Raw genomic sequence first — 12,523 nt, 5'->3', positions numbered from 1 at the left:
GACTACGTCGGGGTGCGCAAGCCGCGACGCTGCAGCAGGACGGCGATCACGATGATCACGCCCTTGGCGATGAGCTGGTCGCTCGTCTGCAGGCCGTTGAGGATGAACAGGTTGGTGATGAGGGTGAAGACGAGGACGCCGAGGATCGAGCCCAGCAGCGTGCCGCGTCCCCCGGTGAGCAGCGTCCCGCCGATGATGACGGCGGCGATCGCGTCCAGCTCGTACAGGTCTCCGTGGGTGCTGGAGCCGGTGGTGGTGCGGGCCATGATGATGATCGCGGCGATGCCGCAGCACAGCCCCGACAGCGCGTAGAGCGCCAGGGTGTGCCGCCGGATGTTGATGCCGGCCAGCCGCGCGGCCTCGGGGTTGCCGCCGACCGCGAACGTGCGGCGGCCGAACGTGGTGCGATTGAGCAGCACCCAGCCCGCCACGGCGACCGCCGCGAAGATGTACACCACCAGGGGCAGGCCGAGGAGCTTGGTCGTCGACAGCGACTCGATGGCGTCGTTCTCGGGACGGATCAGCTGGGTCTTGCGGTCGGACATCCGCTGCGCGAGGCCGCGGGCGGCGACGAGCATGGCGAGGGTCGCGATGAACGGCACCAGCCGCCCGTAGGAGATGAGCAGGCCGTTGACCAGCCCGGCGCCGGTGCCGACCAGGATCGCGCAGAGCGCCATCACCCACGGCCCGTACGACTGGGTGGCGACCGTGGTCGCCCACACCGAGGCCAGCGCCATCAGGGCGCCGACCGACAGGTCGATGCCGCCGCCGATGATGACGAACGTCATGCCGACCGTGATGACGCCGATCGTGGCCGCCAGGGCGAGGATGCCGACCACGTTGCCGGACGTCGCGAAGTTGTCGGGCTCGGTGATCAGGCCGACGATCGCGAGCAGCACGAGCGCCGCGACCAGGCCGAGATGCCGGACCTCGCCCACGCGGCCCTGCCATGGCCGGTTCCCCTTGGTGGGGAGGGGCTTGTTGAGGGAGGTGGCGTCGTTCACAGTGCGCTGCCTTCCATGATCATTTCGAGGACCCGGCCTTCGTCGAGGTCGCTGGTGGCCGCCTCGTGGATGAGGTGGCCCTCGCGGATCACCAGGACGCGGTCCGCGAGGCCGAGGACCTCGGGGACCTCGCTGGAGACGAGCAGCACCGCGATGCCCTCGTCGGCCAGCCGCCGGATGACGCCGTAAAGTTCCGCGCGGGCGCCGACATCCACGCCGCGGGTTGGTTCGTCGAGAATGAGAAGGCGTAGATCGGCGGAGCCGCCCCATCGCCGCGGGGGGCGCGGGGGGTCGTCCCCCCTCGGGGAAGCAGGGTTGCGGCCGTTGAGGAGCCAGCGGGCGAGGATGACCTTCTGCTGGTTGCCGCCGGACAGGGTGGCGACGGAGCGGCGCGGGTCGTTCGGGCGGATGTCGAGCGCCTTGATCTGGCTGTGCGCGTCGGCCTGCTCGCGGCGCCGGTCGAGCCAGCCCGCCTTGGCGTACCGTTCGAGGCCCGCCAGGCTGATGTTCGCGGCGACCGTCTCGTTCATCAGGAGCGCCTGGCTCTTGCGCTCCTCGGGCGCCAGGCCCATGCCGCGCCGGACGGCGGCGCCGGTGTCGCCGGGGCGGACGGGGCGGCCCTCCATGAACACCCGGCCCGAGGTGGCGCGGCGGGCCCCGTAGATGGTCTCCAGGATCTCCGACCGGCCCGAGCCGACCAGGCCCGCGAGCCCGACGATCTCCCCGGCGCGGACGCTGAACGAGACGTTCTCGAACGCGCCGCTCAGCGTGAGGTCCTCGACCTTGAGCACCTCGGGGCGGTCGTCGTCCGGGAGGGTGTCCGCGGGGGGCGGGAAGGCGTGCTCGACGTCGCGGCCGGTCATGAGGGAGACGACGTGCGAGGTGGACGTCTCGCGCGCGGGCAGGTTGCCGGCGACCGAACGGCCGTCCTTGATGACGGTGACGCGGTCGCCGATCTCGCGGATCTCGGCCAGCCGGTGCGAGATGTAGACGACGGCGACGCCGGCCGAGGTCAGCTCGCGGATGATGCGGAAGAGGTTGTCCACCTCGTCGTGCGCGAGGGCGGCGGACGGCTCGTCCATGACGATCAGCCGGGCGTCGTGGGAGAGCGCGCGGGCCATGCTCACCACCTGCTGCCCGGCCGCCGGGAGCCGGCCCACCTCGCGGCGCGGCGGGATCTCCGGGTGGCCGAGCCGGGCGACCAGGTCGCGGGCGCGCTTCTCTGCCTCGCCGCGCCGGGTGAAGCCGAGCTTGGCGCGCTCGTGCCCGAGGAAGATGTTGTCGGCCACCGAGAGCCCGGCGACCAGGTCCAGCTCCTGGTAGATGGTCGCGATCCCGGCGCGCATCGCGGCGGTCGGGTCGGCGAACCGCTGCGGCTCGCCGGCCAGCTCGATCTCGCCCTCGTCCGGCCGGTGGGCGCCGGCCAGCACCTTGATGAGGGTCGACTTGCCGGCGCCGTTCTGCCCGAGCAGGCAGTGCACCTCGCCGGCGCGCACCTCGAGGTCGACGCCGTCCAGCGCTCGCACGCCGGGGAACTGCTTGACGATTCCGCGCATCCGCAACAACGGAGCCGGGGTGGCCTCGTCCATGGGGGGCTCCTCTGTCAGGCGGTGGAGAAGACGTGGTCGCTGATCAGGCGGGTGGCGCCGATGACCCCGGCGGTACCCGGGATCTCCGACAGCACGATCGGGAGGTTGCCGGTCGCCAGCGGGAGCGACCGGCGGTAGACGACACTGCGGATCTCGGCGAGCAGCGTGTGGCCGAGCCCGGCGACGCCGCCCGCGATGATGACCAGACCGGGGTTGAAGAAGCTGACCAGCGAGGCGAGGACCTGCCCGACATGGCGGCCGCCCTCGCGGATGAGCCGGACCGCGTCGGGGTCGCCCGCGGCGGCCGCCTCGGCGACGTCACGGGCGGTGATCTCGGCGCCGTCCGCCAGGAGCTGCGCGAGGTAGGGCGAGCGGCCGGAGCGCGCGGCGGCGAGCGCGTCCCGGGTGAGCGCGGCGCCGCCGAAGTAGGCCTCCAGGCAGCCCGCGTTTCCGCAGGCGCACATGGGGCCGCCGTCGTTGATCCGGATGTGCCCGATGTCGCCGGCGCTGCCGGAGACGCCGCGGTAGATGGTGCCGTCGACGACGATGCCGCAGCCGATACCGGTGCCGATCTTGACGAGCAGGAAGTCGTCCACCGAGCGGGCCAGCCCGGCGTGCAGCTCGCCGAGGGCCATGATGTTCACGTCGTTGTCGACCAGCACCGGGCAGCCGAGCTCCTGGCCGATCGCGTCCCGGACCGGGAAGCGGTCCCAGCCGGTCATGATCGGCGGCACCACCGGCATGCCCTCGCGGAAGCTGACCGGGCCGGGCACCCCGATGCCGGTGCCGTGCACCTGCGGGATCAGGCCCTCGTCGCGCAGCTTGCCGAGCAGGTCGAGCGCCCGGTCCAGCACGGCGGTGGCGCCCTGCCGGACGTCGCACGACTCGGTGACGTGGCCGAGGATCTCCAGTTCGCCGTTGGTGACCGCGACGTCGATCGAGGTGGCTCCTATGTCGAACGCCACGAACCGCAGGTTGGGCGAGAGCCGGACGATGCCCGAGCGCCGCCCGCCGCGCGAGGCGGCCAGGCCCGCCGTCTCGACGAGTCCCGACTCGACCAGCCGGTCGAGCTCCTGGGCCAGCTTCGACCGCGACAGCTGGACGACGTCGCCCAGCTCGGCGCGGGACCGCGGGCCCTCATCGCGCAGGAGCCGCAGCAGGCGTGCCTGATGCGCGTTCTCTGGCCGAGCCGTCATGCGCATCACGCCGTCCTTCCGCGGGGTCGTGGCGAGAACGTAACGCGCTTTCGCTCACTTGAGAAGACCTTTTTCCCAATCGTGTCCAACTTTCTCCACTCACAGAACAAAGTCGGACACGAAAACGCCGGCCCCGCGCAACGCGGGACCGGCGTCCGGCCTGCTGGAGGCCGAGAGCGTCAGTAGCTGACGGCGCTCGAGTCGCGACGGCCGCTCATCGTGCGCATGATGTGCTCGACGAGCGAGATGAGCACCTGCTTGGCCGACTCGCGGTCGCGCACGTCGCAGTTGATGACCGGGATGTCGGACGGCAGGTCGAGCGCGTCGCGGACCTGGTCCGGCGAGTGCAGCCCGGCGCCGTCGAACCGGTTGACCGCGATGATGAACGGCAGCCCGCGCCGTTCGAAGTAGTCGACCGACTGGAAGCAGTCGGCCAGCCGGCGGGTGTCGACCAGCACGACCGCGCCCAGCGCGCCCTTGGCCAGCTCGTCCCACATGAACCAGAACCGGTCCTGCCCGGGGGTGCCGAAGACGAACAGCACCAGCCCGTTCGGCAGGGTGATCCGGCCGAAGTCCATCGCCACCGTCGTGGTCGTCTTGTTGGCCACGGCGCTGGTGTCGTCGATGCCGATGCTCTTCTCGGTGAGAGCCTCCTCGGTGCGCAGCGGCCGGATCTCGCTGACCGCGCTCACCAGGGTGGTCTTGCCGACACCGAAGCCGCCGGCCACCAGGATCTTGACGGTCAGCGCGGACTCGCCCGGCTGGCCGCCCCCGGCGGACTCGCCGGCGGGAGCACGGCCCCCCGCGCCCCCCGGACCGCCTTCGTCGGTGTTATAGCGCACGTATTCCATCGATCACTTCCTTGAGTACGCGCTCGCTGGGGAACTGTGCCACCGGCGCTGGACGTCGAACGAGGATGAGCGAGCGGTCGAGCAGATCGCCGAGCAGGACCCGGACGACCCCGAGGGGGAGTTCGAGCTCCGACGCGACCTCCACGACCGAGAGCGGACTGCGGCAGAGTTCCAAGATCATCTCATGTTCCGGGTCCGGCGCCCACCGGTTCGGCCGGGCGCCGACCGGGCCCGGCCGGTCCGGCTCCTCGGTGCCGGCGTCGTCCCGCGTGACGATCAGCGCCACCAGGTCGAACTCGACGCCTTCGTAGTGCGTGCGCCCGCCCGTCAGGGCGTACGGCCGGACCACCGGGCCCGCCTCGTCGTCGAACCACGCCGAGGCGCCCGGCCCGGGCCGCTCGCCCGGCTCGGGACCGTCCGTCGGAGTCATCTCGGGCGGCACCTCAGACGCCACCCGGCTCCGCCGTGACCACCCGCGGGTCGGCGGACAGATGCTGCCCGACGCGGGTGACCAGCATGGCCATCTCGTAGGCGATGACGCCGAGGTCTGCGTCCGCGTCCGCCAGGACCGCCAGGCACGCGCCGCGCCCGGCCGCCGTCACGAACAGGAACGCGTTCTCCATCTCGACGATGGTCTGCCGGACCGCGCCGCCGCCGAACGACTCGCCCGCGCCGCGCGCGAGGCTCTGGAAGCTGGCGGCCACGGCGGACAGGTGGTCGGACTCCTCCCGGCCCAGCCCCCGCGAGGCCGCGATGCGCAGCCCGTCGCTCGACAGGACCGCCGCGTTCTGCACCTGCGCGACCCGCTGGACCAGGCTGTCGAGGAGCCAGTTCAACTCCCCGCCGGGCGCCGCGGTCTCCAGACCGATCTCCTGAGCTTCCGTCATGGCCTCTCGTCCTCCTGCTCCGCTTGGGTCCGGTCGGCGGCGTCGGCCTGTGCGGCCTCGTCCCGGCCGCGCTGCCAGCCTCGCTGCATGGCAGCCATCATCGATCGCATGGCTTCGGGGGTTCGTGCCGGATCTTCGGCGGACGGTGCCGGAGGCGGCACCGGGGCCGCCAGCGGCATCGCCGGTGCGGACATGCCGTTCGCCTCCCTCTCGGCGGCGAGGTCGGCGTCCACCCGTGCCTTGAGCTGCGGCGCCAGGTGGGACTGCCGCCGCCGGCGAGGCAGGTCTCCGTCCGCCTGGGGAGCGGGCGGTGCGGGCGGTACCGGTTCGGGTGCGGGTGGCGGAGTCTCCTCGGGCAGGGGCGGCGGTGCGGTGCGCACGTTCGGCCGCTCTCGCGCCGGCCAGGCGCGCGGCGGCTCGGCGACCAGGCGGACGACCCCGTTGGCGGGCTCGTCCCCCGTCGGCGTGGCGGCGTTGTGGGGCAGGGCGCGCATCGGACCGGTCGCGGGGCCGGCCTGCGGGACGGCCGGCTCGGGTTCGTCGATCGCGACGATGAGGGCGCTGGGAATGAGGACGATCGCGGTGGTGCCGCCGTAGGGCGACGGGCGCAGCGTCACCGCGATGTCGTGCCGGCGGGCCAGCCGCGCGACGACGAAGAGACCGAGCTGCGCGCTGTCGGCCGGGTCGAACTCGGGCGGTTCGAGCAGCCGCGCGTTGGCGGCCTCGACCTGGTCGGGCGACATGCCGAGCCCGCGGTCCTCGACCTCGATGACGAAGCCGCTCGCGACCGGATGGCCCGCGACGAGGACGGGCGCCGTCGGCGGCGAGTAGGCGGTCGCGTTCTCGACGATCTCGGCGAGCAGATGGATGACGTCGGCCACCGCCGCGCCGCGCAGGGCGAGCCGGGGCATCGGCTCGACCCGGACGCGGGTGTAGTCCTCGACCTCGGCGACCGCGCCGCGGATCACGTCGACCAGCGGCACCGGCCGGCGCCAGGACCGGCCGGCGGACTTGCCCGCCAGGATGACCAGGCCCTCGGCGTGCCGCCGCATGCGGGTGGCGAGGTGGTCGAGGCGGAACAGGTCGCTCAGCTCCGACGGCTCCTCGGTGCGGCGCTCCATCGTGTCGAGCAGTTTGAGCTGGCGGTGCAGCAGGGCCTGGTTGCGCCGGGCCAGGTTGACGAAGACCTCGCTGATGCCCTGGCGGGCGGCGACCTCGCCGTTGGCCGCGACGAGCACGGCGTCGCGGGCCCGGTTGAACGAGTCGGCGATCTGCCGGATCTCGTTGATGCGGTAGTCGTATTCGGGGAGGTCTTCGGCGAGCTCGGCGGGCTCGCCGTCGCGCACCTGCTGGGCCATGTCCGGCAGCCGCCGCTGGGTGAAGTCGACGACGCGGGCCGCGAGCGTGCGGCATTCGCGCAGCAGCCGCCGGGCGATGCGGAACGCGATGTAGGTGGAGACGACGATCGCGATCAGCCCGAGCCCGCCCGCGACCAGCAGCCGCAGGAACACCCCGATCGCGACGTCGGTGGCGCGCTTGGTGACGACGTCGAGCTGCTCGTTCTCGAACTCGAACAGCTTGGCGCTGACCGCGTCGGCCGCGGTGCGCCAGGCGGCGGGATCGACGGGAGCGAAGGTGCGCGCCGGGCCGTCGATCCGGCCGTTGGTGCGGTTGCCGGCGCCCGCGCCGTTGCCGGTGTTCGCGCCATTGCCATTGCCGTTGCCATTGCCGCGACCGGCCCCGTCGCCGTTGCCGCCGGTGCGTCCGCCGCCCGCCTGTTCGGCCGGGTCGGAGCTGCGGATCGCCTGGTCCTCCAGCGTGCGCAGCTGGGCGAACTGCGGCGACTCGGTGACCCGCCGGTACCGGACGAGGTCGGCGGCGGGCAGCTGGGGCGTGGTGTCGAAGTACAGGTACCGCTGCGCGCCGACCATCTGCGCGAAGGTGGCGCGCTCGGTCGCGGTGAACCGGCCCGCCGCGAGCGCGCCGGTGAGCAGCGCGTCCTCGCGCGACATGATCTCCCGTGCCCGGCCGAGCGTGGTGAGGGTGCGCGCGTCCATCGCGATGTCGACGTCGCCCGGCGCCACCGACGAATAGATCGCGAACCCCGCGTCGATCATCCCCGCGAACTCGTCCAGCGTCCGGGTGCGCTCGGCGACGTTGGCGTCGATCGTCCGCCGCACCGCGTCGAGCGCGCCCATCCGGAGCACGAACGCGTCGATGCGCGCCACGACGGGGACCTGGAGGCCGTCGCGCAGCCCGGAGTCCTTGCTGTTGCGCTGGACCTTTTCCCGCGCCCGGTCGGTGAGCCGCCGCTGCGCGTCCAGCGCGGTGCGGTCGGCCGGCCGGGCGCCGCCGTTGCCGATCTGCCACAGCGACAGGCGCCGCTCCTTCTGCAGGGCGTTGATGAGGTCCTGCGTGGGCAGCACGGTCTTGTCCTGGAACTCCTTGCCGACGATGAGCTGGCGCGCGTCGCCGTACGTGATGTCGGTGACGAACGCCCAGAGCCCGACGAGGGCGAGCAGCGGCACGAGGACCAGAAGCGTGATCCTCATCCGGATCGATGATGCGATGCGCCGGAACATCACCGCTCGCACCCCGGTCGCGCGCACGCGGTCGTGGGCGGTCGGTGGAACGCCATGCGGGGAAACCTCCCGGAACGGGGGAAACGACGGAGGTCTACGGATCTGCCGGAGCCTACTACCCTGCGGGGGCTGCCGCGCCCGCAGGACCCGGCTCGGTCTCCGACCATGACAGAACGTGTTCGACGAGCGAGATCAGCACCTCCTTCGACGACTCGCGCTGCCTGACGTCGCACAGCAGGACCGGGACGCCGGGGTCGAGGTCGAGCGCGATCGCGATGTCCTCGGCCCGGTGCCGGTCGGCGCCGTCGAAGCAGTTCACCGCCACGACGAACGGCGTGCCGCGCCGCTCGAAATAGTCGATGGACGGGAACGAGTCGGTGAGGCGCCGGGTGTCGGCGATCACGACGGCGCCGAGCGCGCCGAGCGCCAGCTCGTCCCACATGAACCAGAACCGTTCCTGGCCAGGTGTGCCGAACAGGTAGAGCACCAGCCGGTCGGTCAGCGTGATGCGCCCGAAGTCCATCGCGACCGTGGTCGTGGACTTGCGCTCCACGCCCGACACGTCGTCGACGCCGACGCCGCGGTCGGTCAGCGGCTCCTCGGTCCGCAACGGCCGGATCTCGCTGATCGACCCCACCATGGTCGTCTTGCCGACGCCGAAGCCGCCCGCGATGAGGATCTTCGTGGTGACCAGCGGCGGTTTCCCTGGCTCAGAGTGCCCGAAGGCCATTGAGCACCTCCCTCAGCACGCCCACGTTGGGGCGGTCCCCCGCGGGTTCGATCGTGGCGACGACGGCGAGCAGGCCCTCGTCGCGCAGGTCGCCGAGCAGCACCCGCACCACGCCGAGCGGCAGCCCGATCTCCGAGGCCAGGTCGACCACCGAGACCGGGTCCGCGCAGCGGCGCAGGATCCGCGTGTGTTCCGGGCTGTAGCGCAGCCGGTCGCCCGGCCGCTCACCGGTCGCCGCGACCACGGCGATGAGATCGAAGCTCTCACCGCGCGGGCGCGTCCGCCCGCGGACCATGGCGTACGGCCGCACGACCGGACCGGCCTCCCGGTCCAGCCAGCGATCACCCCGCGAGTTCATGACGGGTCAGTTTCCGCCGAATCCCGCACCACCGGGCTGCGGCGCGGCACCCCCGCCCGCCCCCGGAGCGAAGCGCGGATGGGCCTGCAGGTGCTGGCCGACCCGCTTGACCAGCACCGCCATCTCGTAGGCGATGAGCCCGGCGTCGGCGTCCGCTTCGCTCAGCACGGCGAGGCAGGTGCCGTCACCGGCCGCCGTCACGAACAGCAGGACGGCGTCCATCTCGATGATGGTCTGCCGCACGTTCCCGCCGTTGAAATGACGGCCCGCGCCGCGCGCCAGGCTCTGCACACCGGCCGCCAGCGCCGACAAGTGCTCGGCGTCCTCACGTCCCAGCTCCTGCGACGCCGCGATCGCCAGCCCGTCGCGGGAGAGGATCACGGCCTGGCGCACCGCCGGGACCCGCCCGGCGAAATCGTTGAGCAGCCAGTTCAGTTCACCGGTCGCGGTGGTGTTGTGCATCATCGGTCTTCCTCCCCGTTCACATCCGAGCCACTCTCTTCGTCCGGATCGCTCGAATCCGTGGTCCGCCCGCGCCGCCATCCCTTCTGGATGGACGACATCAGCGAGCGGGCCTCCTCCGGTGAGCGCGCGACCACACCGTGCGCGCTGTCGCCGACCGCCGGAGGCAACGGCTGGCGGTTCTCGGCACGAAGCTGGGGGGCCAGGTTCTCCTGGCGGCGCCGGCGCGGGAGCCCCGCATGGGTCTCGACCGGCTTCGCGGCGTCCTTGCCGGACGGTTTCGGGGTGCCGTTGCCGTTCCCGTTGGGAGCGTCGGGCTGTGGTGGTACGGCGGCCAAGCGCTGCGGCCCCTTCACTTCGTCGAACCAGGGGTTGCCGGCGCTGGATTCGCCGGTCCCCTCCGTTGTCGCGTTCCCATCCGGCGCGCCCCACGGGTCGTCCGCCGCCGCGGGCTCCTCGGACGCCTGCGCGGCGGCCGGCGGAGCGGGCGGGACGGCCGCCGGAGCGGCCGGCGGCCGCTCGAACGTCACCGCGGGCGGGACGAGAGGCGCGGGCGGCGCGGGCGGATCGGGATCGAAGACCGGAGCGGCCGGGGTGGCCGGCGGCGCCGGTGACGCTGGCGATGCCGAGGGAATGGAGTCGGGCTGCTGCGGGGCGTTCACCGTTTCCCAGGGCGCGTCGTACAGGCCGCCGCCGGGCGAGGACACGGGCGAAGGCGGGGACGAAGGCGGGGGCACGGGCATGGGCTCGGCCTCCGGCGCCGGGTTGGCCCGCCGGAGGGCCCCGACGTCGCGCAGCGGCACGACGCCCGCGTCCGGCCGCGCATCCACCTGCGGCTCCTCGGCCGGCGGCTCCTTGTCGAAGTCCTCCACCGGCACCACGAGCTCGTGCGGCAGCAGGACGATCGCCGTCGTCCCGCCGTAGGGCGACGGGCGCAGCGAGACCTTGATGTTCTGCCGGGCGGCCAGCCTCGCGACCACGAACAACCCGAGCTGGTCGGTGTCGACGAGGTCGAACTCCGGCGGGGTGGCGAGCCGCTGGTTGATCCGGTCGAGCAGCTCGGGCCGGAGCCCGAGGCCGCGGTCCTCGACCTCGACGACGAAGCCGGTGCCCACCCGTTCGGCCATGACCCGCACCTCGGTGCTGGGCGGCGAGAACGAGCAGGCGTTCTCCACGAGCTCGGCGAACAGGTGGATCACGTCCGTGACGGCCGCGCCGAGCAGGCCGTCCTCGGACTCGGTCATCACCGTGACGCGGGTGTAGTCCTCGACCTCGGCGACGGCGCCGCGCAGCACGTCCACGATGCGCACCGGCTGCCGCCAGCCGCGGCCCGGGGTCGCGCCCGACAGGATGATGAGGCTCTCCGCGTGCCGCCGCATGCGGGTCGTCAGATGGTCGAGCCGGAACAGGTCGTCGAGGTCGTCGGCCTCCGCCCGGCTCTCCAGGGAGTCGAGCATCGCCAGCTGCCGGTGCAGCAGCGACTGGTTGCGGCGCGCGATGTTGAGGAAGATGCGGCTGACGCCGTTGCGCAGGTCGGCCTGGCCGACCGAGGCCTGGATCGCGGTGCGCTGCACGGTGCCGAACGCCTCGGCGACCGCGGCGATCTCCGCGGTGCGGCCGGCCGGGATCGGCGGCGCCTCCGCCGCGACGTCGATGCGCTCACCGCGGACGAGCCGCGCGACCACGTCCGGGAGCCGCCGCCCGGCCAGGTCCTGCGCGGCGGCGCGCAGGCCGACCAGCTCGCGCACCAGGCCGCGGCCGAACCGCACCGACAGCAGGATCGAGCCGATCACCGCGACCAGCCCGAGCCCGCCGGCGACGATGAGCCGGGTGAGGATGCCCTGGCTGACCGAGTCCTGGTCGGCGGCGAGCTGCCTGCTGTCCGAGAGCGCGGCCTGGGTGAACGCGGCCAGCAGCGCCTTGGTGTTGGTGTCCCACTGCGCGATGTTGACCTGGATCTTGCCGGTGGTGCCGGCGACGTCCTCCTCCATCGTCTTGAAGCCGGTGTAGGGGGCGGACGAGAAGAGCGGCGCCCAGGACTTCGCGTAGATCTTCGGCTCGAGGCCGGCGCGCTGCTCGGCCCAGAAGGCCTGCTGCTGCGCGACGAGCCCGGCGAAGTGCCGGTGCTCGGCCGCGTTCATCCGGCCGCCGGTGATGGCGGCCCCGGACACCAGCGCGCTCTCGCGCATGACCATGTCCATGGCGCGCGAGCCCGCGACGAGGCTGGACGACCAGTAGAACAGGCGCGCGTCACCGGTCGGCGTCTGCTTGGCGGAGAAGTCGAACAGCGCGTCGATCATGGTGCTGTACGACTCGAGCGCGCGGACGCGGGTCGCCGAGTGCGTCTCCACCGAGGTCCGCGTCGTCGGCAGCGTCTCCAGCTGCTTGAGTGCCTCGCGCAGCAGCCTGATCCGCTGCGAGTCGGGATCGCTCGCCTCGTCGGTCTCCTTCTTGGCGAGCCTGCGCAACTCGGCCAGCGCGCTGTCGGTGCGCCCCTTCACGGCGTCGAAGGGCTGCAGCGGCGCCGACGTGCCCGCGCTCAGGATGGAGACAGCCGTGTGCCGCTCCATCTCCAGCGTGTAGGTGGCGGCCTGCAACGGCCTGGTCAGCCGCGACGTCGACGACTCGCCCCGGCGGTGCTCCAGGGCGTCGCCCAGCGTGAGACTGGCCGCGAAGGCCCACAGCGCCACCAGCGACAGCAGCGGGACCAGCAGCAACACGACGGTTCTCGACCGAATCGAGCGCGTGCGAGGACTCATGACACCTCGTGGCAGTACGACCCCCCGTACAACACATATCCGCCCGATCATAGGGCCTTCGTCACATCTCAACGGCAAGTTCCCGACAATTCAGGCGCACTCACC

General features: G+C 72.5%; 11 protein-coding genes. All 11 read right to left on the bottom strand.

Annotated elements, in window-relative coordinates; all coding sequences use genetic code 11:
• Positions 1 to 2 precede the first annotated feature (2 nt).
• The 11 genes from ACGFNU_RS07820 to ACGFNU_RS07770 all read right to left on the bottom strand — a co-directional run bounded on the left by ACGFNU_RS07820 (position 3) and on the right by ACGFNU_RS07770 (position 12,418).
• The gene (locus tag ACGFNU_RS07820) at positions 3 to 1,004 is read right to left on the bottom strand and encodes an ABC transporter permease (RefSeq protein WP_392591253.1); all 1,002 of its coding nucleotides are present in this window, start codon (positions 1,002 to 1,004) and stop codon (positions 3 to 5) included.
• Positions 1,001 to 2,593 (bottom strand): sugar ABC transporter ATP-binding protein, encoded by a 1,593-nt coding sequence (locus tag ACGFNU_RS07815; protein ID WP_392591252.1) that lies wholly within the window; start codon positions 2,591 to 2,593, stop codon positions 1,001 to 1,003. The genes ACGFNU_RS07820 and ACGFNU_RS07815 overlap by 4 nt, the downstream gene beginning before the upstream one ends.
• A gap of 14 nt (positions 2,594 to 2,607) precedes the next feature.
• Positions 2,608 to 3,789 carry an ROK family protein gene (locus ACGFNU_RS07810; RefSeq protein ID WP_392591250.1) on the bottom strand — a complete coding sequence of 394 codons (1,182 nt, stop codon included), beginning with the start codon at positions 3,787 to 3,789 and terminating at the stop codon, positions 2,608 to 2,610.
• A gap of 179 nt (positions 3,790 to 3,968) precedes the next feature.
• Positions 3,969 to 4,640 carry an ATP/GTP-binding protein gene (locus ACGFNU_RS07805; RefSeq protein ID WP_392591248.1) on the bottom strand — a complete coding sequence of 224 codons (672 nt, stop codon included), beginning with the start codon at positions 4,638 to 4,640 and terminating at the stop codon, positions 3,969 to 3,971.
• Positions 4,621 to 5,070, bottom strand: coding sequence for a DUF742 domain-containing protein (locus ACGFNU_RS07800; RefSeq protein WP_392591246.1), 450 nt, complete (start codon positions 5,068 to 5,070; stop codon positions 4,621 to 4,623). The genes ACGFNU_RS07805 and ACGFNU_RS07800 overlap by 20 nt, the downstream gene beginning before the upstream one ends.
• A 13-nt stretch (positions 5,071 to 5,083) precedes the next feature.
• Positions 5,084 to 5,527, bottom strand: a complete 444-nt coding sequence (locus tag ACGFNU_RS07795) for a roadblock/LC7 domain-containing protein (RefSeq protein WP_392591244.1) — start codon at positions 5,525 to 5,527, stop codon at positions 5,084 to 5,086.
• Positions 5,524 to 8,079 carry a nitrate- and nitrite sensing domain-containing protein gene (locus ACGFNU_RS07790; protein WP_392591243.1) on the bottom strand — a complete coding sequence of 852 codons (2,556 nt, stop codon included), beginning with the start codon at positions 8,077 to 8,079 and terminating at the stop codon, positions 5,524 to 5,526. Before ACGFNU_RS07790 ends, ACGFNU_RS07795 begins: the two co-directional genes overlap by 4 nt.
• 145 nt (positions 8,080 to 8,224) lie before the next feature.
• Positions 8,225 to 8,839 carry an ATP/GTP-binding protein gene (locus ACGFNU_RS07785; protein WP_392591242.1) on the bottom strand — a complete coding sequence of 205 codons (615 nt, stop codon included), beginning with the start codon at positions 8,837 to 8,839 and terminating at the stop codon, positions 8,225 to 8,227.
• Positions 8,820 to 9,197 (bottom strand): DUF742 domain-containing protein, encoded by a 378-nt coding sequence (locus ACGFNU_RS07780; RefSeq protein WP_392591240.1) that lies wholly within the window; start codon positions 9,195 to 9,197, stop codon positions 8,820 to 8,822. The genes ACGFNU_RS07785 and ACGFNU_RS07780 overlap by 20 nt, the downstream gene beginning before the upstream one ends.
• Positions 9,198 to 9,203: 6 nt before the next feature.
• Entirely contained in the window at positions 9,204 to 9,662 is a 459-nt protein-coding gene (locus ACGFNU_RS07775; RefSeq protein WP_392591238.1) for a roadblock/LC7 domain-containing protein, read from the bottom strand.
• Positions 9,659 to 12,418 carry a nitrate- and nitrite sensing domain-containing protein gene (locus ACGFNU_RS07770; RefSeq protein ID WP_392591236.1) on the bottom strand — a complete coding sequence of 920 codons (2,760 nt, stop codon included), beginning with the start codon at positions 12,416 to 12,418 and terminating at the stop codon, positions 9,659 to 9,661. Before ACGFNU_RS07770 ends, ACGFNU_RS07775 begins: the two co-directional genes overlap by 4 nt.
• Positions 12,419 to 12,523 lie beyond the last annotated feature (105 nt).

The organism is Spirillospora sp. NPDC048911 (assembly GCF_043198015.1).
Taxonomy (GTDB): domain Bacteria; phylum Actinomycetota; class Actinomycetes; order Streptosporangiales; family Streptosporangiaceae; genus Spirillospora.
The sequence above is the reverse complement of the archived record's forward strand: the minus strand, read 5'-3'. Positions and strand labels throughout refer to the sequence as shown.

Excerpts from the sequence above, each read along its gene's own strand:
- ACGFNU_RS07805 (WP_392591248.1), bottom strand. The coding sequence starts at position 4,640 with ATGGAATACGTGCGCTATAACACCGACGAAGGCGGTCCGGGGGGCGCG.
- ACGFNU_RS07780 (WP_392591240.1), bottom strand. The coding sequence starts at position 9,197 with ATGAACTCGCGGGGTGATCGCTGGCTGGACCGGGAGGCCGGTCCGGTC.
- ACGFNU_RS07775 (WP_392591238.1), bottom strand. The coding sequence starts at position 9,662 with ATGATGCACAACACCACCGCGACCGGTGAACTGAACTGGCTGCTCAAC.
- ACGFNU_RS07785 (WP_392591242.1), bottom strand. The coding sequence starts at position 8,839 with ATGGCCTTCGGGCACTCTGAGCCAGGGAAACCGCCGCTGGTCACCACG.
- ACGFNU_RS07795 (WP_392591244.1), bottom strand. The coding sequence starts at position 5,527 with ATGACGGAAGCTCAGGAGATCGGTCTGGAGACCGCGGCGCCCGGCGGG.
- ACGFNU_RS07810 (WP_392591250.1), bottom strand. The coding sequence starts at position 3,789 with ATGACGGCTCGGCCAGAGAACGCGCATCAGGCACGCCTGCTGCGGCTC.
- ACGFNU_RS07800 (WP_392591246.1), bottom strand. The coding sequence starts at position 5,070 with ATGACTCCGACGGACGGTCCCGAGCCGGGCGAGCGGCCCGGGCCGGGC.
- ACGFNU_RS07790 (WP_392591243.1), bottom strand. The coding sequence starts at position 8,079 with ATGAGGATCACGCTTCTGGTCCTCGTGCCGCTGCTCGCCCTCGTCGGG.
- ACGFNU_RS07815 (WP_392591252.1), bottom strand. The coding sequence starts at position 2,593 with ATGGACGAGGCCACCCCGGCTCCGTTGTTGCGGATGCGCGGAATCGTC.
- ACGFNU_RS07770 (WP_392591236.1), bottom strand. The coding sequence starts at position 12,418 with ATGAGTCCTCGCACGCGCTCGATTCGGTCGAGAACCGTCGTGTTGCTG.